Source organism: Curtobacterium sp. NPDC092190, assembly GCF_044755625.1.
Lineage (GTDB): Bacteria > Actinomycetota > Actinomycetes > Actinomycetales > Microbacteriaceae > Curtobacterium.
In genome coordinates this window covers 156865-176995 of sequence record NZ_JBIVRJ010000004.1, presented here as the reverse complement: position 1 = coordinate 176995, position 20131 = coordinate 156865, and the positions used below count along the sequence as shown (strand labels likewise).

Genomic DNA, 20131 nt, shown 5'->3' with positions numbered 1-20131 from the left:
TTACGCCGGCGTTTCCCGCGGCTTCGGCGGGCTCAGAGGTCGGCGGCGAACGAAGCCGCGCGGAGCTGCAGGTCCTCGATCCGGCGGACCCGGGCGGCCTCGACGTCGTAGCCCTCGTACGCCGGGGGCACCGGGCGTCGGACGTTGCGGGAGCACTGGAAGTCCTGGCAGACGAGCGTGCCGACGGTGTTGCCGTTCCGCCCGGCCTTCCCCGAGCGCTTGGCGGCGTAGAAGACGACGTCGTTGGGCAGCTTGACGTCCTGGCACCACGAGCACTGCGCCCGTGCACGCGGCGACGCCTCGGCCTGCCGGAACAGGATGCCGACGAGGTCGCCCTCGAGCGTCGGGACGACGGCGTAGGCGCGGCGCGCGGTCTTCGGGTCGCGCCAGCCGAGGAAGTCGAGCGACTCCCAGTCCAGCGTCTCGAGGTCGGTCGGCAGGGTCAGGTCGGTGACCTCCTTGCGGGAGGCGTTGACGAAGGACGAACGGATGGTCTTCTCGCTGATGGGCAGCACGGTGTGGTCGCTCTCGACGGGCCCGGGCGCGGGTGCGCGCCGCACGGGCGGAGGTGTGGTCAGGGTTCGACGGACGCGGCCGTGCCGGACGGCACAGCCGGGGGCGTCACGCCCTGATGCCGGCGCTCTGCGCGCCGACCACCTCCTGCTGACTCACGGTCCCAGCCTACGACGGCGTGTCAAGCCGGGCGTGTCACGTCGTCGACCTGGTCGGGGAGTCGCCGTCGCTCCGGTCGGGGAGTCGTCGTCGACCCGGTCAGGGAGTCACGGAGTGGGCCGCAGCAGGACGACCGACCCGTCGAGCGCGGGCCGCCGGCGGAGTGCCCCGTACCGGCTGTCCCACTCGCCCGACGCGAGCGCGCTCCGCAGGGCGGCGACCGATCGGCGAGCGGTGAGGTCGTCGACCAGGCTCCACGCCGGGTCGGCGGCGCGGACATCGGCGTCGAGGAGCCGTTCGGGTCGCGCGTAGTAGCCCTCGCCGAAGCCGTCCACGCAGGTGAACGGCACCGGGAGGCGCACGACCTCGACGGACGGCCCGACGAGCGTCGCCAGCCGCTCGACCGTCGGCAGCGTGTCCGCCTCGGCGGCGACCACCGCGGACGCGTACTCGGCGAGCCAGCCGGTGCGGAGCCGGTCCGGGTCGCGCGCGAGCACGACGACCCGGCCGTCCTCGGGCCGTGCGAGCCCGGCGACGGTGTCCACGCTCGGGAAGGTCAGCAGCACCGCGTCGGCGTCCCCGTCGGAGACGACCTGCCGGTCCGCGGGCACGTACGAGACCGGACCAGGCCGTTCCTCGCGCACGGTGCGGGCATCGGCCAGGGACCCCGCGACCGCACGGACGAACGTCGGCTCCGGGCGGCGGTGTCGTCGCAGGAACGCCGCTGTGTCCTCGTCCACCGGCATCCTCGTCACGGCCCCACCCTACGAACGCTCCCTGCTAGCGTCGTCGCATGGTCTCCGGGGGATTCGCCGTCGTCAGCATCGTCTACCTGGCGGTCGTGCTGCTGTTGCTCGTGCTCGTCGTCGCACTCATCGTGCTCGTGTTCGCCGCGATCCGCGTGCTGCGGTTGACCGCGACCGAGAAGGAACTGCGCATCGACCGGCTCCGCGTGGACTCGCTCGTCGACACGCTCGGGAGCGACGACGTCACCGACGGCACCGACGCCACCGACGGCACCGACGGCACCGACGGCGCCGACGGCGCCCCTCGCCCCGAGGGACCCGCAGGACCGACCGCGCCGTGACGACCGACCGCTGACCACGGCGGTCGTCCGGGCGGCCCGTCAGTCGTCCAGCTCGGCCTCTCCCGCGCGCACGGCGGCGAGCCGCTCGGACCGCTCCGTCGCGGCCCAGGTCCCCAGCAGCGCGAGCGACCGCTCGGACTCGCTGCCCGGCTCCGCCGAGTAGGTGAACATCGTCAGGCCCGGGTCGGCGACGAGCTCGAGCGCCTCGAAGTCCAGCTGCAGCTCCCCGACGACGGGGTGCGCGATGCGCTTGCCGCCCCGTCGGTGCACCCGGACGTCGTGGGCAGCCCACCAGCCACGGAACTCCTCGCTCCGTGTGGAGAGCTCGCCGACGAGCGTCACGAGACCGGGCTCGCAGGGGTTCGCGACGGCCGCGGCGCGGAGGACGGCGACGGCCTCGCGCGCGGTGGCCGACCAGTCGGGGAAGAACTCGCGCGCGGCCGGGTCGAGGAACGTGAACCGTGCGGTGTTCACGGGGCGCCCGGGGCCCGCGAACATCGGCGCGTACAGGGCCCGGCCGAGCTCGTTCGTCGCGACGACGTCGCCGCGCTCGTTCCGCACCCACGCGGGCGCGCCGGTGATCGCGTCGAGCAGGCGCTGCACGCCCGGTCGGACACGCGTCGGTACGTTCCGGTGCATCACCTTGACGCCGGCGTTGGCCAGACGGGCGAGGTCGAACAGGTGCGTCCGTTCGTCCTCGTCGAGCTGCAGCGCGCCCGCGAGTCCCTCGAGCACGCTGTCCGAGACGCCCTTGAGCGAGCCGCGCTCGAGCCGCGTGTAGTAGTCGACGCTCACCCCGGCGAGCATCGCGACCTCGTGCCGACGCAGACCGGGCACCCGGCGGACGCCGCCGCCGAACGACGGCATGCCGACCTCGTCGGGGGTGAGCCGCGCCCGCCGCGAGGACAGGAAGTCACGGATCTCGTTGCGCACGTCGATACCCATGGCACGAGCGTACGTGGCGGCACCGTCGCGACGACAGGCACCGGCGGTACCCGTGACGGACGGGAGGCGCGGTGCGGGTCGGCACCGCGCCTCCCGTCCGGTGGTGGCCCGGCTAGGAGACGGGCGGGACCGCGTGCACCGGCTCGGTGGCCGCCGGCGCCGCCGTGGCGGCGTCCGCCGCTCGGGGAGTGACCCGCACACGCGCCACCCGGTGCCCGTCCATCTCGGTGACCTCGAGGCGGTGCTCGCCGGTCTCGACCACGTCACCGACCTCGGGCACGCGGTCGAGGTGCACCTGCACGAGCCCGCCGACGGTCTCGTAGTCGCCGTCCGGCAGCAGCGGACCGCCGTCGGCCGCGAGGTCCTCGAGCACGGTCGCACCGTCGATCCCGTCGGACTCGGCGGCCGGCGGGTCGTACTCGTCCCTGATGCGGCCGACGAGGTCCTCGAGCAGCGCCTCGAGCGTGACCATGCCCGCACTGCCGCCGTACTCGTCCACCACGAGCGCGATCTGGTGTCCCTCGGTGCGCATGTCCGCGATGGCACTCGACAGCGACTTCGTCTCCGGCAGCGCGAGCACGGGGCGCACGAGCGTCGAGACGGGTGCCGTCGGGTCGGTCGGGCGGAGCAGGTCGCGGAGGTGCACGAAGCCCGCGACGTCGTCCCGCGAGCCCTCGGTGACCAGGTACCGGGTGTGGCCGACCTCGATGGCGTGGTCGGTCGCGTCGGCGATGCTGAGCGAGGCGTCGATGGTCGAGACGTCGTACCAGGGGCGCATCGACTCGCGGAGGATCCGGTCACCGGCGTCGAGGGCGCTGCGGGCGATGCGGCGGCCCTGCGCGTCGATGGCGTCGTGGTCCTCGACCAGACCGCGGAGCTCCTCCGTGCTCATCGACTCGCTGCGGGCGTCCGGGTCGCCACCGAGCAGCCGGACCACGCCGTTCGTGGTCTTCGACAGCACCCAGATCACCGGGCGCATCGCGGTCGCGAACCGGTCGAGCGTCGGCGCGACGGCCATCGAGAAGCCCTCGGCGCGCTGCAGGGCGAGGCGCTTCGGCACGAGCTCGCCGAACACGAGCGACAGGTAGGCGATGACCAGGGTCATCAGGACGAGGGCGACGGCCTCGGCCGCCCCCTGGTCGAGTCCGAGGCCGGACAGCAGCGGCGCGACGTCCGGCGCGATCGACGACGCACCGTACGCGGCCGAGAAGAACCCGGCGACGGTCACGCCGATCTGCACGGCGGACAGGAAGCGGTTCGGGTCACGCCCGAGCGCGGCGACCCGGGCTCCGCGGGAGCCACGTCGCTCGAGCTGCTGCAGCTGTGACTCGCGGAGCGAGACGAGGGCGATCTCCGCCGCGGCGAAGACACCGCCGACGAGCACGAAGAGGATGACGAGCCCGAAGGCGATCCAGGTGTCGGCGTCCATCAGCGGGACACCACCGTGGGTCGGCGACGGGCGGGCGGTCTGTGGTGATCGTCCATGCTGTGATCCTGTACAGCCATGCTGGGACGCCGCCGCGCCGGTGCTGCACGAGTGCTGTGGGTCCGGGGTGCACGGACCGGGACGTCAGCGGTCCCGACGATCCGCCGGGTCGCCCGGGTCGGATCGAGCCCGGGTCGGATCGTGCTCGGGCCGGGTCGTGCTCGGGTCAGATCGTGAGCGAGCGGCCGATGCGGGCCTCGAGCCAGGCCTCGGGGTCGATCGGCGTGACGCCGTCCATCAGGACCTCGAGGTGGAGGTGTGCGCCCGTCGAGACGCCGGAGGAGCCGACGCTGCCGATGAACTGGCCGGCCTCGACGGTGTCGCCGGCCCGCAGCGGCGACGACCCGGGGATCATGTGCCCGTACAGGGTCGAGACCCGGCGGCCCTCGATCACGTGGTCGATGATCACCGTCGTGCCGTACGAGAAGTACGTGCCCGAGACGCGGACGGTGCCGGCGGCGACGGCGCCGATCGGGGCGCCCATGCCCGGGTTGAAGTCGAGACCCTGGTGGAGCGAGGAGCACGCGGCGCACGGAGCGGAGCGGTACCCGAACCCGGAGCTCATGCGCACCGGGCCGGGGAACGGCGAGCGGACCTCGCCACCGTACGACACCGCGCCCTCGGCGCCGCCGTCACCGGCGACGACGACCTGCTGCCCGCCGCCGACCGTGAAGTCGTCGCGGTCGAGGGCGGCCGCCGTGACCGCCTGGGTGACCGCGTAGTCCTGGGTGCGGACCTGCGGCGCGAGCGTGGACGTCGCTGACGAGGTGCCGGCGCTGGCGTGGGCGGGCATCGCGGACGCGGCGAACATCGCGAGTGCGGCAGCGGCGCTGGTCAGCGTGATGCGGCTCGCGCGGTGCGAGCGGGACGGGCGCGTTGCACGTGCCGCGGGCGTCGCGGCGACCGGCAGCGCGGCACTCCGTCGACGGACGACCCGGGTGATCCGCGCGTCGACGTGCTCGGTGGTGGCCCGGGCCTCGGTGGTGCGACGTCCCGACCGCGCAGCGACCGGGACGGTGTGCGGAGCCGGAGCCGGAGCCGGAGCCGGAGCGGCCGACGACTCGGGCGTGCGTCCGGGCGCCGGTGCGGGGGAGACGGTCGCGACCGCCGGGGCCGCGTCCGAGCGGGACGGGCGGGGAGCGCGGGTGCGACGCGCTGCCTTGCCAGCCGCTGCGCGCTCGGCCTCGAGGGCAGCGCGACGGGACAGGTGCACGACCGGGGTCTCCGGCTGCTGCTGGTCGGTGTCGTGTGTCGTCGTCATGGCCGCAGACCATTCTGCACGAGTCTGTCGCTTTGTACAGGGGTGATCGTGATCTTCCCGTTACCGAACGGCTGGCAGTCCGCTGACGTGTCACCGCGGTTGCGTGCCCGCTGGACGTTGCGTCGGTAGTGTCCGAGACCAGCGACCGGAAGGACCTGCGCCATGGCCCGAACGCCGCGGGAACGCCACGAACCCATCGACCTCGCGACCGCCGAGGTCGTGCTCGCCGGCACCCAGGAACTGCTCCCCGTCCTCCGGGCGTCGGCCGTCCGTGCGGGCGTCGACGCCGCCAGGATGCGGGTCGTCGGGGTGGACGACCTCCCCGATCCCCACGAGCACGCCGATGCCGACCTCGCGGTGATCGCGATCCGCCGACCGGGCGACGACCCCGCGTTCCACCGGGCACAGGAGGCCGCGGAACTCATCGCGCCGCTGCTCGCACCGAACGCCGTGCGCATCGTCATCACGGTCTCGGGGGTGACCCGGCTCGCCCCGAAGGTCGAGCGGACGCTGACGTCCGAGGTGCTCCACCAGATCGGCGTGGCCTCGGCCCGCTCGGGCTTCAAGCGCCCCTTCCGGAGCATGCGGACCCGCCTCGGCACCGCCGGACTGCGGGCCGCCGGGGTGCGGGTGTTCCGGATCACGATCTGACCCGACCCCACGGCAGTGCCCGACCGGGTATCTTGACGTCGAGAGAAACCGCGCCGCGAGTACCGTGGACGGACCGAGGTCCGGCACGGTCGAACAAGGGAGTACCCGCCAGCATGGCCAAGATCATCTACACGCTCACGGACGAGGCACCGTTCCTCGCCACCCACTCGTTCCTGCCGGTCGTCGAGGCGTTCGCGCGCACCGCGGGGGTCGACGTCGAGACCCGCGACATCTCGCTCTCCGGTCGGATCATCGCCCAGTTCCCGGAGCGGCTCACCGACGAGCAGCGCCTGGACGACGCCCTGGCGGAGCTCGGCGAGCTCGCGGGGACGCCCGAGGCGAACATCATCAAGCTGCCGAACATCTCGGCGTCGATCCCGCAGCTCAAGGCGGCGGTCAAGGAGCTCCAGGCGCAGGGCTACGACCTGCCCGCCTACCCCGACGAGCCCACCACCGCCGAGGAGCGCGACGTCCGGGCCCGCTACGACCGCGTCAAGGGCAGCGCCGTCAACCCGGTCCTGCGCGAGGGCAACTCCGACCGCCGCGCGCCGCTGTCGGTGAAGAACTACGCCCGCAAGCACCCGCACCGCATGGGCGCCTGGAGCCACGAGTCGCGGACCAACGTCGTGACGATGGGCAAGGACGACTTCCGCTCGAACGAGCAGTCGTGGATCGCCCCCGCCGACGACACCCTGACGATCGAGTTCGTGGCCGCCGACGGCGACACCACCGTGCTCAAGCAGTCGATCCCCGTCCTCGCGGGCGAGGTCGTCGACGGCACCGTCCTGCACGTCCGCGCGCTCGAGGCGTTCCTGCAGGACCAGATCCGTGCCGCGCAGGACCAGGGCGTCCTGTTCTCGGTGCACCTCAAGGCCACGATGATGAAGGTCTCCGACCCGATCATCTTCGGCCACGTCATCCGGGCGTTCTTCCCGACCGTGTTCGAGCGCTACGGGGCCGACCTCGCCGCCGCCGGCCTGAACCCGAACGACGGCCTCGGCTCGATCCTCGCCGGGCTCGACAGCGTGCCGAACGGCGCGGAGATCACGCAGGCGTTCGCCGACGGGATCGACGCAGGCCCCGAGCTCGCGATGGTCGACTCGGACAAGGGCATCACCAACCTGCACGTGCCGAGCGACGTCATCGTCGACGCCTCGATGCCCGCGATGATCCGCACCTCCGGCCACATGTGGGGCCCGGACGGCGAGGAGCACGACACCCTCGCGGTCATCCCCGACTCGAGCTACGCCGGCATCTACCAGGCCGTCATCGAGGACTGCCGCGCGAACGGCGCCTTCGACCCGTCGACCATGGGCTCCGTGCCGAACGTCGGGCTCATGGCGCAGAAGGCCGAGGAGTACGGCTCGCACGACAAGACCTTCGAGCTCCCCGGCGACGGGAAGGTCCGCGTCGTCACGAGCTCCGGTGAGACGGTCATCGAGCACGAGGTCGAGCAGGGCGACATCTGGCGTGCCTGCCAGACGAAGGACGTGGCGATCCGCGACTGGGTGAAGCTCGCCGTCACGCGCGCCCGTGCCACCGGTTCGCCCGCCGTGTTCTGGCTGGACGAGACGCGTGCGCACGACGCGAACCTGATCGGGCTGGTCCGGCAGTACCTCGGCGAGCACGACACCGACGGCCTGCAGATCGAGGTCATGGCACCCGAGGACGCCATGCGCTTCTCGCTCGAGCGCATCCGTCGCGGCGAGGACACCATCTCGGTCACGGGCAACGTGCTCCGCGACTACCTCACCGACCTGTTCCCGATCATGGAGCTCGGCACCTCGGCGAAGATGCTCTCCGTCGTCCCGCTCCTGGGCGGCGGCGGGCTGTTCGAGACCGGTGCCGGCGGGTCGGCCCCGAAGCACGTGCAGCAGCTGGTCGAGCAGGACTACCTGCGCTGGGACTCCCTGGGTGAGTTCCTCGCGCTCGCGGTGTCGCTCGAGCACCTCGCGGGTGTGACGGGCAACGCACGGGCGAAGGTGCTGGCGGACACGCTCGACCGTGCCACGGGGACGTTCCTCGACGAGGACAAGTCGCCCGGCCGCAAGCTCGGATCGATCGACAACCGCGGCAGCCACTTCTACCTGGCGAAGTACTGGGCCGACGAGCTCGCCCGGCAGACCGAGGACACCGAGCTCGCAGCGGCGTTCCAGGGCCTGGCGGCGCAGCTCGACGAGCACGAGCAGACGATCGTCGACGAGCTGGTGGCGGTCCAGGGCAAGCCGGCCGACATCGGCGGCTACTACCGCCCGGACGCGGCGAAGACGAACGCCGTGATGCGTCCGTCGGCCACCCTGAACGAGGCGCTGGCCGCGCTCTAGGCGCGCACCGACGACGGACGGGAGGCGCGGTGCCGGCTGGCACCGCGCCTCCCGTCCGTCCTGCGGTCCCGTCGGGCCCACCCTGGTGCCCGAGCGGGCCTCTTCCGTCACGCTCGGCGGTGCCCGGCGACTGCTCTCGCCCGCCCAGCGGACGTGAGCAGCATGTCCCGCCCGCTCGACGCACGGCGGTGCGAGCACGGCAGCCGACCGTCCGGTGTGTCCGAGCGGGCCAGATCCGTCACGCTCGGCGGTCCTCGGCGACGGTTCTCGCTCGTACGGCGGACGTGAGCGGCATGTCCTGCCCGCTCAGCGGAGGCCGCGCGCCGCGCCGCGCCGCACGCGCCGGGCCCGCCGCGTCAGCCCTTCGGGACCGGGGGACCGACGACCAGCAGCGCCGAGAACACCAGCGCGACCGCCACGACCCCGATCGCCACCGACACCCCGGGCCGACGCACCACGAAGAAGAGCAGGCGGTCCCAGACCCCGGACCGCTCGTCGGCGGTCCGTCGCCAGGGGCCCTCGAGCATGCCGCGCCGGGCGACCGCGACCTCGAACGGCACGGTCGCGTACGGCACGACGGCGCTCGCCCACCCGAGCACGAGCGCCCCGACCGACCAGCGCTGGTTCACAGCGACGACCGTCGTCACCACGAGGTACGCCAGGAACACGAACCCGTGGATGCTCCCGCCGATGCGCACGCCCAGGTCGCCGGCGTCCAGCCCGTACTTCAGCACCATCCCGGCGATCAGCAGTGTCCAGGTCACGAGTTCGGCCACCGCGGCGGCACGGAACAGGGAGCGAGGGGTCATGCCGACATGGTCGCGCACCCGTCCGGGAGAACCCCCGACACACCGCCGGTCGTATCGATTCGACCAGGGGAGCGGGTAGCGTCGGGGGCATGTCAGCGCCGACCGAGAGCCGTCCCCTGAACATCGTCGTCTGGAACGAGAACGTGCACGAGAGCCGCGGTGACGCGACCGTGCTCGGGCACTACCCCGACGGCATGCACACCGTGATCGCCGCCGCGCTCCGGGAGCACCACCCCGAGGCATCGGTGGGCACCGCCACGCTGCAGGAGCCCGAGCACGGTCTGACCGCCGAGCGCCTGGCGGAGACGGACGTGCTGTTCTGGTGGGGACACGTCGCGCACCAGGACGTGTCGGACGAGGTCGTCACCCGCGTGGTCGAGGCCGTGCACGCCGGGATGGGCCTGGTCGTCCTGCACTCGGGGCACTACTCGAAGCCGTTCACCCGGCTGATGGGCACGACGTGCTCGCTGAAGTGGCGGAACGACGGAGAGCGCGAGCTCGTCTGGACGATCGCACCCGAGCACCCGATCGCCGCCGGCGTCCCGCACCCGATCGTCATCGACCGCCAGGAGATGTACGGCGAGTACTTCGACATCCCGCGCCCCGACGAGGAGGTCTTCCTGTCGACCTTCGCCGGCGGCGAGGTCTTCCGCTCCGGTGTCGCCTACCGCCGGGGACTCGGCCGGGTCTTCTACTTCTCGCCGGGCGACCAGGAGTACCCCGTCTACCACCACCCGGACATCCAGCGGGTGCTCGCGAACGCGGCGGCCTGGGCGGCCCCGGTGTCCGAGCGACGCGAGCTGACGGCTGACCCCCACCCGCGGGACTGGTTCCTCGCCGGTGGTGCGGGTACACAGGAGGGGTGACCAACCATCTCGACGGTGCGGCCCGCCGCACTGCGGTGATCGAGGCGCTCGAGGTACTCGGATCAGGGCCCGAGGAGCGCTTCGACCGCATCACCCGCATGACGCACGAGGCGTTCGGCGTCCCGCTGACCTTCCTCAACCTCGTCCACCACGACCTCGTCACCACGCAGTCGACGTTCGGGTTCCAGCAGGGCACGAGCGTGCCGGCGACCGGGCAGTTCTGCGCGACGACGGTGCTCACCCCCGAGCCGATGGTCGTCCCGGACACGCTCCTCGACCTCCGCTTCGCCGACACGCCCGCCGTGACCGAGTACGGGGTCCGGTTCTACGCCGGCGCACCGCTGACGATGTCCGACGGCACGCGGGTCGGGACGCTGTGCGTGATGGACGCGCAGCCGCGGGTGTTCTCCGACGAGGACCTCGCGCTCCTCGGGGACCTCGCCCGGTGGGCGGAGCGCGAGCTCGGCCACTCGATCGAGCGGGGCCGGGTACGACGTGTCCTCACCGGGCTCGTGCCCGACCCGGTCACGACCGGGGGAGCCGCGGTCGACGGGTTCCTCGAGCCGGACGAGGACGGGGGCGACCTGGTCGACTGGCGCACCGCCGCGGACGGGTCCGTCCAGGCCACGATCGGCACGGTCACCGCGGGCGGCCGGGCCTCGGCGCTCCTCGCGGCGTCGGTCCGTGCCGCCGTCGTCGCCCGCACGGACCTGCCGCTGCACGACGCGCTCGCCGGCCTGGAGGCGCAGCTCGCCCCCGACCTGTCGGCCGGCGGTGCCGTCGGGTCGCTCCTGCACGTGCGCCTCGACCCGACGACGGGTCACGCCGAGTGGGTGGACGCCGGGCACGGTCCGGCGCTGCTCGTGCGGGCCGACGGGACGGTGGCCGCGCTGCGGCCGTCGGACCTGCCGATCGGCCTGCAGCCGGACACGGTGCCGCGCACGGTCGGCGCGCTGGACCTCGGGCCGGGGGACCGCGTGGTGCTGGCGACCGACGGCGCGCTGGCGCTCGACGGCGTCGGGGACGTGCAGGGGCTCGGAGCGCTCGCGGTGGAGCACCCCGAGGACCTCGTCGCGCACGTCCGGTCGCTCGTCCCCGTCGGTGGCGACGGCGCGGACGTCGCCGTCGTGGTGCTCACCCGCACCTGACCGCGCGGAGCCGGGGGCGGGTGCCCCTCCGGGTGGACGTGCTGCGGCGTCAGCGGCCGCGGGGCGCCGGTCGTCCGGTGGCGGCCGCGACGAGCAGCGTGGCCAGGAGCGCGAAGCCGGCGAGCTCGACCCCGAGGCCGGCGGTCTTCCAGTAGGCGCTGCCGACGACCTGCGGCTGCGTGATCGCGTCCGGCCACCACGGGTCGAGGAACGGCACCGTGCCGGGGAAGGGGTCGAGCCCGAGGACCACGAGTCCCCCGAGGAGGAGCACCACGCCGAGGCCCGCCATCGCGCCACGGGACCGGTGCAGCATCCGCACGACGAGGGCTGCCGCCATGCCGGCCATGCCGGCCACGGCGAGCAGGAAGGCGATGACGACGACCGGTTGCGGGGTGAGGGCCACCCAGTCGAGCACGGCGATCGGCAGCAGCAGCCACCGTCCCACCCGTACCCAGCGCCGCGGGTCCCGCCATCCGTCCATGCCGGTCACGGTACGGCAGCGCTCGGGGGGTCCCCTGAGGGCCTCCTCCGGGCAGGGCCGGCTGGCTACCATCGAGCACATGGCGCAGGACGGCCGGATCAGGCAGGAGCGGGCGGTGGCGACGCGCGCGGCCCTCATCGAGGCCGCGGCGGCCGAGTTCGACGAGCGCGGCTACCTCGGCGCGTCGATGGACGGCGTCGCCGAGCGTGCCGGCATGACCAAGGGGGCGCTGTACTTCCACTTCCGGTCGAAGGCCGACATCGCCAGCGCGGTGATCGCCCGGCAGGACGAGATCTCCCGGCACTACGCGGAGGTCGCCGCCACGCGTTCGGCATCGCCGCTGGAGTCCCTGATGTGGATGTCGCAGGGCGTGGCGACGCAGATGACGCGGGAGGTCGTGGTGCGTGCCGGGCTCCGGCTCGCCGCGGACCCGAACGCCCGGGAGATCCCGCGCGAGCACCCGTTCGGCCGCTGGGTGGACCACACGGCCGACATCATCCGCCGGGCGATCGAGGTCGGCGAGGTCGACCCGTCGTGGGACCCGGAGCTCGTCGGGCACGTCGTGAGCCCCGCCGTCGCCGGTGTGCAGATGGTGTCGGACATGCTGCACGACCGGGCGGACCTGTACGACCGGCTGCAGGAGCTCTGGACGATGCTGCTGTCGGCGATGGCGACCGAACGGACCCGGGCCGAGGTGCCCCGACTCGTGGCGATCATCCGGCCGGAGGGCCCCGGGGAGGTCTGAGCGACGCGGGTCCCCCCAGGGACACCCACGTCGCTTCTCTTGGAGGATACCAAGGAGTACGTTTCCGCAGCAGCCCCACTTCGCGGGGATGACGACGACGTCGTACCCTGGCCCGATGGGCACCCCGGCGGCCGAGTTCCACGTCGACGTCGAGCTGGTCGTCGCACTGCTCCGTGACCAGCACCCGGACCTCGCCGACCTGCCCCTGCGGGTCGTGGCGAGCGGGTGGGACAACGTCGTGGTCCGTGCCGGTGACGCCCTCGCCGTGCGGCTGCCCCGCCGCGCCGCGGCCGCCACCCTCGTCGAGCACGAGCAGCGGTGGCTGCCGACGATCGCTGCGCTGGTGGGGGACGCCGCACCCGTCCCGGAGCCCGTGCGCACCGGCCGTCCCGCGCTCGGCTACCCCTGGGCGTGGAGCATCGTGCCGTGGTTGCCCGGGCGACCGGCGGGTGAGCAGGCCCAGGGCGTCCGGGTGGCACGGGACCTCGCCGCCGTCGTGACCCGCCTGCACGTGCCGGCACCGGCGGACGCCCCCGCGAACCCGGTCCGCGCCGTCCCGCTCGCGACGCGGAGCGAGGCCGTGACGACGCGACTGGCGACGGACGACGTGCCCCGCGCCGTGGAGCTGGCCACGCTCTGGCGGACCGCTGCCGGTGCGCCGACGCACGTCGGGCCTCCCGTCTGGGTGCACGGTGACCTGCACCCGTTCAACCTGCTCGTCGAGCCGACGCCGCTCGGTGACCGACGCCTGTCGGCCGTGGTCGACTTCGGTGACCTGACCGCGGGCGACCCGGCGGTCGACCTCGCCACCCGGTGGTTGACGCTCGACGACGCCGGTGGGCGGACGTTCGCGTCGCTCGTCGACGCGCACCCCGCCACCTGGACCCGGGCGCGCGGGTGGGCCGTGTCGATCGCGTCGGCGCTCGCCGTGACGGACGACGACGCGTTCCGGACGGTCGCGGCCCGGGCGATCGACGCGGTGCTGGACGGCTGAGCCCGCAGGGGTTACCGTTCCCTCACCTGTCCGTGCACTGGAGATCGGAGGGGCCTGATGACCCTCGAGTTCCGCGTCCCGCACGACGTCGACACCGACGCCTCTCCCGCCCCGTCCGCCCGACCCGACGCCGTCCGTCGCACCGGTCTCCGCGGTCTGCTCGACCGCCTGGCCGTCCGGCGCGCGGCAGCCCGCGACCGACGGCTGGTCGCCCACCTGCACGAGCTCGACGACCTGCAACGGCTGCTCAGCGGCGCACGGGGCGTCGTCGAGCAGGGGTGGATCCAACACTCCTGGTTCGCCTACCTCGACGAGCACGGACGCCTGCGCAAGGCGTCGAGTGCTGCGGCGCTCGCCGCCCAGGGCCGACCGCTCGTCGCCGCCTGCCTGGTGGGGGCCGTCGTCTCGGCGGCGGGTGGCCCGCAGGTCGTGCACTCGCAGCCGGTGCAGCGGGCCCTCGACCTGGTGTGGCACGCCCTGGCCGCCGACGAGGGGCAGTCGGTGGTCTGGTGCCCGGCGCCGGACGTCCGGATGGCCCGGGTCCGCGACCTCACCACCTGGAACGACCGGCCCGGGCGGAGCGCTGCCGAGGTCGCGTCGCTGCTCCTCACCGCGGAGCGGGTCGCCGTGCACGAGGCCGAGCGGGTCGCCGCCCGACGCGTCCCCCTGCCGGCCTGATCGGGGAGCCGGACCGTCCCGGGTCCCACCGGACGACCCGTCGTACCCCGTGCGGCGGGTCGTCCCCGCTGCGGGCAGGATCCCGCAGTAGCCGACCGCTGCTCGACATCGTTACCGTTCTCCCAGGTGACACCGCTCCCTCGCCCGCTGAACTGGGGTTTCTTCCTGCGCGAAATTGCAGGAACTGCACGGATCGGACGTTTGCCGTTGGTCAAGTACCCCGACCCCTGCGTACGGTCGGTCGAGTTCGTGCCCCGTCCGGTGGGGCGTTCGGCCGACCAGGGAGGGGCGCCCAACCGTGTTCCAGTACGTCGTGGAGCGATGGGACCAGATCTGGTTCTCGTCGTGGCAGCACTTCTCACTGGTCGTCCAGTGCACCGTGCTCGCCACGCTCATCGCCGTGGTGCTCGCAGCACTCGTCTACCGCAGTCCGCAGCTGACCTCGATCGCGAACGGGGTGTCCGCCGTCGGGCTGACCCTGCCGTCGTTCGCCGTGATCGGTCTGCTCATCGTGCCGCTCGGGTTCGGCGTCGTGCCGTCCGTCGTCACGGTCGTGTTCTTCGCCACGCTGCCGATCCTGCGGAACGCGGTGGTCGGCCTCGCCGAGATCCCGCCGACGGTCGTCGAGTCGGCGCGGGGGATCGGCATGAGCCGGATGCGCACCCTGCTGCAGGTCGAACTGCCGATGGCGTGGCCGATCATCCTGAGCGGCGTGCGGGTGTCCGCGCAGATGGTGATGGGCATCGCCGCGATCGCCGCCTACGCGCTCGGCCCCGGCCTCGGTGGCTTCATCTTCTCCGGCCTGTCCCGCCTCGGCGGCGCCAACGCCCTGAACTCCGTCGTCGTCGGGGTGGTCGGGGTCGTCCTGCTCGCCCTCGTCCTCGACCTGCTCCTCATCGGCCTCGGCCGCCTGACCACCCCGAGAGGTATCCGTGTCCAGCACTGACTCCGCCACCACCACCGCCCCCGAGGGCGACGTCACCGGCCGCAGCATCCTGCTCGACGAGGTCACCAAGCGGTACCCGGGCCAGCAGAAGCCCGCCGTCGACGGCATCACGCTCGAGATCCCGGCCGGCAAGATCGTCATGCTCGTCGGCCCGTCCGGCTGCGGCAAGACCACCACGCTGAAGATGATCAACCGGCTCATCGAACCCACCGAGGGCCGCATCGTCGTCGGGGACGAGGACGTCACCGGCATCGACGCCGACGAGCTCCGCCGACGCATGGGCTACGTCATCCAGGCCGGCGGCCTCTTCCCGCACATGACCGTCGCGGCGAACATCGGGATCGTCCCGAAGATGCTCGGCTGGTCGAAGGAGAAGATCGCCGCCCGCGTCGACGAGCTCCTCGACCTGGTCTCGCTCGACCCGGCCACCTACCGCGACCGCTTCCCCCGCGAGCTCTCCGGCGGCCAGCAGCAGCGCGTCGGTGTCGCCCGGGCGCTCGCCGCGGACCCGCCCGTCCTGCTCATGGACGAGCCGTTCGGCGCCGTCGACCCGATCACCCGGCAGCGCCTGCAGGACGAGCTCCTGCGCATCCAGGAGGAACTGCACAAGACGATCGTCATCGTCAGCCACGACTTCGACGAGGCCGTGAAGCTCGGCGACTGGATCGTGATCTTCACCGAGGGTGCGCACATCGTGCAGTACGACACCCCGGAGCGGATCCTGGCCGAACCGGCGAACGAGTTCGTGGAGAACTTCATCGGCTCCGGCGCCGGCCTCAAGCAGCTGACCCTCAACCGCGTGCGGGACGTCGACGTCGTCGACGCCGTGACCTGCTCGCCGGGCGAGGAGGCGAAGGCCGTCCTGCAGCGCATGGACGAGGCCGGACGGCACGGGCACGCCGTCGTGGTCGACCGCCGTCAGCGCCCGATCGGGTGGCCGTCCCGGCGGCAGCTCGAACGCCTCGACCGCATCCCGGAGGGCATCGACCCCGCCCTGCCCGTCGTGGGCGAGGGGGCGACGCTCAACGACGCGCTCGACACCATGCTCGTCTCGAGCGCCGGTGCCGCGCTCGTCACCGGGCGCCGTGACGCCTTCCGCGGCGTCATCACCGTCGAGACCGTCATGGAGGCCATCACCCGGTCCCGTGCGGCCGCCGCGGACGAGCAGGCGTACACGCCGGTCGGTACGAACACGAACCCGATCGAGACCCTGCCGTCCTCGCCCGTGGCCCCGACGGTCGCGACGTCCGGGGAGGACCTGTGACCGCCGTCGCGACCGACGCGCCCGCCGCAGCCGGCCCGGGCACCGCGCAGCGCATCCCCTGGAAGGGCCTGCTCGTCCAGCCGATCGCGATCCTGGTGGTCCTGGCCGCCTGGGTCCTCTGGCTGAACACCGCGGACCTCAGTGCCACCGAGCGTTCGACCCTCAACCCGTCGGGCATCCTCGAGCTCACCGGACAGCACCTCGTCCTGACGCTCCAGGCCACCGTGCTCGTGCTCGTGATCGGCATCCCGCTCGGGGTCCTGCTCACCCGCGGGCCCTTCCGGCGGGCGAGCACCACGGTCATCGCCGTCGCGAACTTCGGACAGGCGGCCCCCGCGGTCGGGCTCATCGTGCTGCTCGCGGCCTGGCTCGGCCTGAACAGCTGGTCGGCGGTCGTCGCCCTCGTGCTCTACGCGATCCTGCCGGTGCTCCGGAACACCATGCTCGGTGTGCAGAGCGTCGACGACCGGCTCGTCGAGGCCGGCCGCGGCATGGGCATGAGCGCCCTCAGCGTGCTGCTCAAGGTCGAACTGCCGCTGGCGGTCCCGGTCATGCTCTCCGGCATCCGGACGGCCCTGGTGCTGCTCGTCGGCACCGCGAGCCTGGCGACCTTCGTCGGCGCGGGTGGCCTCGGGCTCCTCATCACCACGGGCGTGAACCTGTTCCTGCCGAAGGTGCTCGTCTCCGGAGCGCTCCTGGTGGCGCTCCTCGCCCTGACCATCGACTGGATCGGCCGCGTGGTCGAGACGGTCGCACGACCGAAGGGACTCCGATGACGCCCGACGACACGACGCACGCCGACGAGACGACCCGCGAGCAGGGCGCACGTCGCGCCCGCCGCTCCGACGGGACGGGCGCCCGCCGCGCCTCCCGTCCGTCCACCGGTCGCCGCTGGGTGGCCGCCGCCGCCGTCGCGGGGGCGAGCGCCCTCGTCCTGACCGGCTGCGGCCTGCAGCCGGCCGCGTCCTTCGTACCGGGTGCCGCGCCGGGATCGATCCAGCGGATCGACGACCTGCCGGACGACGCGAAGCTGACCGTGACGTCGAAGAACTTCACGGAGCAGCTCGTCCTCGGCAAGATCGCCGTCCTCGCCGCCAAGGCGGCCGGGTTCGACGTCACCGACGAGACGAACGTGCCGGGGTCCGTCGCGGTGCGCGAGCTGATGACCTCGCACGGCGCGGACTTCACGTACGAGTACACGGGTACCGCCTGGCTGACGTTCATGGCGCACGAGCAGGGGATCCCCGACAAGACCGAGCAGTGGCAGGCGGTCAAGGACGAGGACGCCGGCAACGGGCTGACCTGGCTCGAACCGGCGCCGATGAACAACACCTACGCGTTCGCCGTGCGCGACGAGGCGGTGTCCGAGCTCGACGACGTGAAGACGCTGTCGGACATCACGAAGCTGCCGGTCGACCAGCGGACCTTCTGCGTCGAGTCGGAGTTCAACTCGCGTGCGGACGGCTTCAAGCCGATGCTCGAGAAGTACGGCCTGGAGCTCGGCGGGTCCGGCGAGAACGGCGTGCCGACGTCGAACGTCAGCATCCTCGACACCGGCACGGTCTACACCGCGACCGACCGGGGCAAGTGCAACTTCGGCGAGGTCTTCACGACCGACGGCCGCATCAAGTCGCTCGGCCTGACCGTGCTCGAGGACGACCGCGGGTTCTTCCCGGCGTACAACGTCGCACCCGTGATCGACTCCGAGACGCTCGAGGAGTACCCGCAGCTCCGTGACGTGTACGACCAGATCTCGCCGGAGCTCACCGACGAGGCGCTGCAGGAGCTGAACCGCCAGGTCGACGTCGAGGGCCGCGAGCCGGCGGACGTCGCCTTCGACTGGATGGTGGACAAGGGCTTCATCACGGCGCCCTGACGGGTGACTCGGTCGTCCGGGCGAACCGGGTGACCTGTCGGACGGGAGGCGCGGTGCCGGTGGGCACCGCGCCTCCCGTCGTCCGCGGGGTCGCGTCGCTGCTCCCGAGCTCCGGACGGGCTGCATCGCGTGGCCGCGTGGCCGCGTGGCCGCGTGGCCGCGTGGCCGCGTGTCCGCGTGTCTGCGTGTCCGCGCGGCCGGCTCCGGACGGCGCGCACGCCGCGTGCATAGTCTCGGACGCGTGGCGGCTTCGGGACGGGACCTCGGCGACGGGTGCACGCTCACGCTGCGCGACCTGAGCACCGTCGACGCCGTCCACGACCTGGTGCAGGCCAACCTCGCACGCCTCCGGGCCGCGGAACCGTGGGCCTGGGCGCCGGTCTCCCGGGACTCGCTCGTCCTGCACACGGAGCAGCTGCTCGGGCAGTACGCGATGGACCGGGCGGTGCCGTGCGTCGTCCGGGTGGACGGGAGCATCGTCGGCTCGGTGTCGCTCGCGCTCGACCCGTACCTGGGCCAGGCGTCGCTCGGCTACTGGATCGACGAGCGGTACGAGGGGCGCGGCATCGTCCGACGGGCCGCTTCTGCACTGCTCGAGGTCGCGCGCGAGCGGGGGAGTGCCCGGGTGGAGGTCCGCACCGGCGTCGACAACGCCCGGAGCCGGGCGCTGGCCGAGCGGCTCGGGTTCGTGCACGAGGGGACGCTGCGCAGCGCGCTCCCGCTCGGGCCCCGACGGGTCGACGTGGCGGTGTACGGGCTGTTGACCTGACGGTCCTCGGCGGTGCTCCGCCGGGCCCCCGGCGGGACGAACGCTGCGTCAGCGGCCCTGGGACACGCCCGCCCACACGGCGAACGCGCCGCCGAGCAGGAGCAGCACGCCGACCACGATCCAGACCGCCAGCGCGACGAGGTTGAGGAGGATGCCCCACCCCGCTCGGCCACGGGCCATCGGCTCACGACTGCGGGAGGCGATCCCGAGGCACAGGCCGACGACGGGGGCGAAGAAGGTCCACCCGGCGAGCAGCGAGCAGACCCCGAGCACGAGGCTCGCGGTGCCGAGGCCGGTCCGAGGGGTGTGCTGCACGGTGGTCATGTCCCCGACGCTACGGGGTCCTGCTGCCGCGGCGCGTCCCCCGGTGGTGTGACCGCGGGTCCTCCCGGGGACGGACCTCCTGCGGACGGACGGCCGCACGCCGGTATCGTCGGAGCATGGCCCTGTTCGGACGACGCCCCAGGAACGACGTTCGCGACCGCCCGGTCAGCCAGGTGGAGCTGAAGCGGGCCGTCGACGAGGGCTTCCTCATCGCCAGGGCCGCCGTCACCGTCGCGGTGGCGAACCGGATCATCACGAACGCCCTCCGCGACCAGGGGTACTTCGACCACGCCGTCATCGCCGAGGCCACCCGCGAGGAACTGCACCGCATGGCCGAGGAGCAGCGCGGGGACGCCGCCCGCATGCGGGAGATCCGGTCCACGTCGAGCAACAAGCGGGGGCGCTCGCAGCACCAGCACGACTACAAGCGCGGCGACGACCTGAAGCTCCGCACGCGCGAGGCCACCTACGAGCAGCTCGCCGCCATGCTCGACCGGCGGCGCGACGACCAGGGCTTCGTCGACCGCATCGTGCTGCAGGCCCGTGCCCGGGCATGGGACGACATCGGCACGACCGTCGTCGGACGTCTCGGGTGGGCGCAGCGCCCGACCGAGGACTACGAGATCGGCCGCGACGAACGTCTGCAGCAGATGCTCGACGAGGACTTCGCGGCGCTGCTCGCGGAGCACCCGGCGGGCGCCGAGGCCCCGGTCGCGACGTCGGCCGACGCGGACGAGCCCGACGAGGGCGACGCCGCCGAGGACGGTACGGATCCCGCCGACGCGGACACCGCGCGCCCCTGACG

The 20131-nt window shown here is 73.0% G+C and carries 22 protein-coding genes; 14 read left to right on the top strand and 8 right to left on the bottom strand.

The window, feature by feature from the left end:
* Nucleotides 1-32: 32 nt before the first annotated feature.
* The gene (locus tag ACIQFY_RS11440; protein ID WP_400340135.1) at nucleotides 33-515 is read right to left on the bottom strand and encodes an FBP domain-containing protein; all 483 of its coding nucleotides are present in this window, start codon (nucleotides 513-515) and stop codon (nucleotides 33-35) included.
* Between the two features lie 264 nt (nucleotides 516-779).
* Complete coding sequence (locus tag ACIQFY_RS11435) at nucleotides 780-1418, bottom strand: SAM-dependent methyltransferase (protein WP_400340385.1); 639 nt, start codon at nucleotides 1416-1418, stop codon at nucleotides 780-782.
* 47 nt (nucleotides 1419-1465) lie between these two features.
* On the opposite strand from ACIQFY_RS11435, the gene ACIQFY_RS11430 reads away from it, so the two are divergent.
* Nucleotides 1466-1759, top strand: coding sequence for a hypothetical protein (locus ACIQFY_RS11430; RefSeq protein WP_400340133.1), 294 nt, complete (start codon nucleotides 1466-1468; stop codon nucleotides 1757-1759).
* Nucleotides 1760-1798: 39 nt separating this feature from the next.
* Here ACIQFY_RS11430 and ACIQFY_RS11425 read toward each other — a convergent pair whose 3' ends face one another.
* From ACIQFY_RS11425 to ACIQFY_RS11415, 3 genes are all read right to left on the bottom strand, one after another.
* Nucleotides 1799-2704 (bottom strand): helix-turn-helix transcriptional regulator, encoded by a 906-nt coding sequence (locus ACIQFY_RS11425; RefSeq protein WP_400340132.1) that lies wholly within the window; start codon nucleotides 2702-2704, stop codon nucleotides 1799-1801.
* 112 nt (nucleotides 2705-2816) lie between these two features.
* The gene (locus ACIQFY_RS11420; protein ID WP_209684833.1) at nucleotides 2817-4133 is read right to left on the bottom strand and encodes a hemolysin family protein; all 1317 of its coding nucleotides are present in this window, start codon (nucleotides 4131-4133) and stop codon (nucleotides 2817-2819) included.
* Nucleotides 4134-4356: 223 nt separating this feature from the next.
* A complete protein-coding gene (locus ACIQFY_RS11415; protein WP_209684834.1) occupies nucleotides 4357-5451 on the bottom strand; it encodes a M23 family metallopeptidase in 1095 nt (364 codons plus the stop codon).
* Nucleotides 5452-5613: 162 nt separating this feature from the next.
* Here ACIQFY_RS11415 and ACIQFY_RS11410 point away from each other — a divergent pair, with 162 nt between their 5' ends.
* Together ACIQFY_RS11410 and ACIQFY_RS11405 are read left to right on the top strand one after the other, a co-directional pair.
* Nucleotides 5614-6102 carry a hypothetical protein gene (locus ACIQFY_RS11410; protein ID WP_066657341.1) on the top strand — a complete coding sequence of 163 codons (489 nt, stop codon included), beginning with the start codon at nucleotides 5614-5616 and terminating at the stop codon, nucleotides 6100-6102.
* Nucleotides 6103-6215: 113 nt separating this feature from the next.
* Nucleotides 6216-8426 carry an NADP-dependent isocitrate dehydrogenase gene (locus tag ACIQFY_RS11405; protein ID WP_209684835.1) on the top strand — a complete coding sequence of 737 codons (2211 nt, stop codon included), beginning with the start codon at nucleotides 6216-6218 and terminating at the stop codon, nucleotides 8424-8426.
* Between the two features lie 356 nt (nucleotides 8427-8782).
* Here ACIQFY_RS11405 and ACIQFY_RS11400 read toward each other — a convergent pair whose 3' ends face one another.
* Nucleotides 8783-9235, bottom strand: a complete 453-nt coding sequence (locus ACIQFY_RS11400) for a DUF3817 domain-containing protein (protein WP_209684836.1) — start codon at nucleotides 9233-9235, stop codon at nucleotides 8783-8785.
* Between the two features lie 89 nt (nucleotides 9236-9324).
* Here ACIQFY_RS11400 and ACIQFY_RS11395 point away from each other — a divergent pair, with 89 nt between their 5' ends.
* Complete coding sequence (locus tag ACIQFY_RS11395; RefSeq protein ID WP_200884121.1) at nucleotides 9325-10101, top strand: ThuA domain-containing protein; 777 nt, start codon at nucleotides 9325-9327, stop codon at nucleotides 10099-10101.
* A complete protein-coding gene (locus tag ACIQFY_RS11390) occupies nucleotides 10098-11249 on the top strand; it encodes a PP2C family protein-serine/threonine phosphatase (RefSeq protein ID WP_400340128.1) in 1152 nt (383 codons plus the stop codon). The genes ACIQFY_RS11395 and ACIQFY_RS11390 overlap by 4 nt, the downstream gene beginning before the upstream one ends.
* A gap of 49 nt (nucleotides 11250-11298) precedes the next feature.
* Here the strand turns inward: ACIQFY_RS11390 and ACIQFY_RS11385 are convergent, their stop codons facing one another.
* Nucleotides 11299-11730 carry a hypothetical protein gene (locus ACIQFY_RS11385; RefSeq protein ID WP_271826586.1) on the bottom strand — a complete coding sequence of 144 codons (432 nt, stop codon included), beginning with the start codon at nucleotides 11728-11730 and terminating at the stop codon, nucleotides 11299-11301.
* Nucleotides 11731-11809: 79 nt separating this feature from the next.
* Between ACIQFY_RS11385 and ACIQFY_RS11380 the strand changes: the two genes are divergently transcribed.
* The 8 genes from ACIQFY_RS11380 (at nucleotide 11810) to ACIQFY_RS11345 (ending at nucleotide 19002) form a co-directional block, all read left to right on the top strand.
* Complete coding sequence (locus tag ACIQFY_RS11380; protein WP_066657319.1) at nucleotides 11810-12475, top strand: ScbR family autoregulator-binding transcription factor; 666 nt, start codon at nucleotides 11810-11812, stop codon at nucleotides 12473-12475.
* Between the two features lie 115 nt (nucleotides 12476-12590).
* Entirely contained in the window at nucleotides 12591-13469 is an 879-nt protein-coding gene (locus ACIQFY_RS11375) for an aminoglycoside phosphotransferase family protein (RefSeq protein ID WP_400340126.1), read from the top strand.
* 57 nt (nucleotides 13470-13526) lie between these two features.
* Nucleotides 13527-14147 (top strand): hypothetical protein, encoded by a 621-nt coding sequence (locus ACIQFY_RS11370; RefSeq protein ID WP_400340124.1) that lies wholly within the window; start codon nucleotides 13527-13529, stop codon nucleotides 14145-14147.
* A 298-nt stretch (nucleotides 14148-14445) separates the two neighbouring features.
* The gene (locus tag ACIQFY_RS11365) at nucleotides 14446-15093 is read left to right on the top strand and encodes an ABC transporter permease (RefSeq protein WP_066657303.1); all 648 of its coding nucleotides are present in this window, start codon (nucleotides 14446-14448) and stop codon (nucleotides 15091-15093) included.
* On the top strand, nucleotides 15080-16357 hold the full coding sequence (locus ACIQFY_RS11360; protein WP_066657297.1) for an ATP-binding cassette domain-containing protein: 1278 nt from the start codon (nucleotides 15080-15082) through the stop codon (nucleotides 16355-16357). The genes ACIQFY_RS11365 and ACIQFY_RS11360 overlap by 14 nt, the downstream gene beginning before the upstream one ends.
* Nucleotides 16358-16410: 53 nt before the next feature.
* Nucleotides 16411-17133: an ABC transporter permease gene (locus ACIQFY_RS11355; RefSeq protein WP_400340383.1), complete on the top strand. Its 723-nt coding sequence runs from the start codon at nucleotides 16411-16413 to the stop codon at nucleotides 17131-17133.
* A complete protein-coding gene (locus ACIQFY_RS11350; RefSeq protein ID WP_400340120.1) occupies nucleotides 17130-18233 on the top strand; it encodes a glycine betaine ABC transporter substrate-binding protein in 1104 nt (367 codons plus the stop codon). Before ACIQFY_RS11355 ends, ACIQFY_RS11350 begins: the two co-directional genes overlap by 4 nt.
* A gap of 241 nt (nucleotides 18234-18474) precedes the next feature.
* On the top strand, nucleotides 18475-19002 hold the full coding sequence (locus ACIQFY_RS11345; protein ID WP_066657295.1) for a GNAT family N-acetyltransferase: 528 nt from the start codon (nucleotides 18475-18477) through the stop codon (nucleotides 19000-19002).
* A gap of 48 nt (nucleotides 19003-19050) precedes the next feature.
* Here ACIQFY_RS11345 and ACIQFY_RS11340 read toward each other — a convergent pair whose 3' ends face one another.
* Nucleotides 19051-19326 (bottom strand): hypothetical protein, encoded by a 276-nt coding sequence (locus tag ACIQFY_RS11340; protein WP_209684843.1) that lies wholly within the window; start codon nucleotides 19324-19326, stop codon nucleotides 19051-19053.
* A 116-nt stretch (nucleotides 19327-19442) separates the two neighbouring features.
* Here ACIQFY_RS11340 and ACIQFY_RS11335 point away from each other — a divergent pair, with 116 nt between their 5' ends.
* Nucleotides 19443-20129 carry a hypothetical protein gene (locus ACIQFY_RS11335; protein ID WP_400340118.1) on the top strand — a complete coding sequence of 229 codons (687 nt, stop codon included), beginning with the start codon at nucleotides 19443-19445 and terminating at the stop codon, nucleotides 20127-20129.
* The last annotated feature ends 2 nt before the right edge of the window (nucleotides 20130-20131 follow it).

Coding starts and splice junctions, on each gene's coding strand:
- ACIQFY_RS11385 (WP_271826586.1), bottom strand. CDS start 11,730: ATGGACGGATGGCGGGACCCGCGGCGCTGGGTACGGGTGGGACGGTGG.
- ACIQFY_RS11380 (WP_066657319.1), top strand. CDS start 11,810: ATGGCGCAGGACGGCCGGATCAGGCAGGAGCGGGCGGTGGCGACGCGC.
- ACIQFY_RS11405 (WP_209684835.1), top strand. CDS start 6,216: ATGGCCAAGATCATCTACACGCTCACGGACGAGGCACCGTTCCTCGCC.
- ACIQFY_RS11420 (WP_209684833.1), bottom strand. CDS start 4,133: ATGGACGCCGACACCTGGATCGCCTTCGGGCTCGTCATCCTCTTCGTG.
- ACIQFY_RS11335 (WP_400340118.1), top strand. CDS start 19,443: ATGGCCCTGTTCGGACGACGCCCCAGGAACGACGTTCGCGACCGCCCG.
- ACIQFY_RS11370 (WP_400340124.1), top strand. CDS start 13,527: ATGACCCTCGAGTTCCGCGTCCCGCACGACGTCGACACCGACGCCTCT.
- ACIQFY_RS11350 (WP_400340120.1), top strand. CDS start 17,130: ATGACGCCCGACGACACGACGCACGCCGACGAGACGACCCGCGAGCAG.
- ACIQFY_RS11435 (WP_400340385.1), bottom strand. CDS start 1,418: ATGCCGGTGGACGAGGACACAGCGGCGTTCCTGCGACGACACCGCCGC.
- ACIQFY_RS11410 (WP_066657341.1), top strand. CDS start 5,614: ATGGCCCGAACGCCGCGGGAACGCCACGAACCCATCGACCTCGCGACC.
- ACIQFY_RS11425 (WP_400340132.1), bottom strand. CDS start 2,704: ATGGGTATCGACGTGCGCAACGAGATCCGTGACTTCCTGTCCTCGCGG.
- ACIQFY_RS11430 (WP_400340133.1), top strand. CDS start 1,466: ATGGTCTCCGGGGGATTCGCCGTCGTCAGCATCGTCTACCTGGCGGTC.
- ACIQFY_RS11395 (WP_200884121.1), top strand. CDS start 9,325: ATGTCAGCGCCGACCGAGAGCCGTCCCCTGAACATCGTCGTCTGGAAC.
- ACIQFY_RS11415 (WP_209684834.1), bottom strand. CDS start 5,451: ATGACGACGACACACGACACCGACCAGCAGCAGCCGGAGACCCCGGTC.
- ACIQFY_RS11400 (WP_209684836.1), bottom strand. CDS start 9,235: ATGACCCCTCGCTCCCTGTTCCGTGCCGCCGCGGTGGCCGAACTCGTG.
- ACIQFY_RS11375 (WP_400340126.1), top strand. CDS start 12,591: ATGGGCACCCCGGCGGCCGAGTTCCACGTCGACGTCGAGCTGGTCGTC.
- ACIQFY_RS11340 (WP_209684843.1), bottom strand. CDS start 19,326: ATGACCACCGTGCAGCACACCCCTCGGACCGGCCTCGGCACCGCGAGC.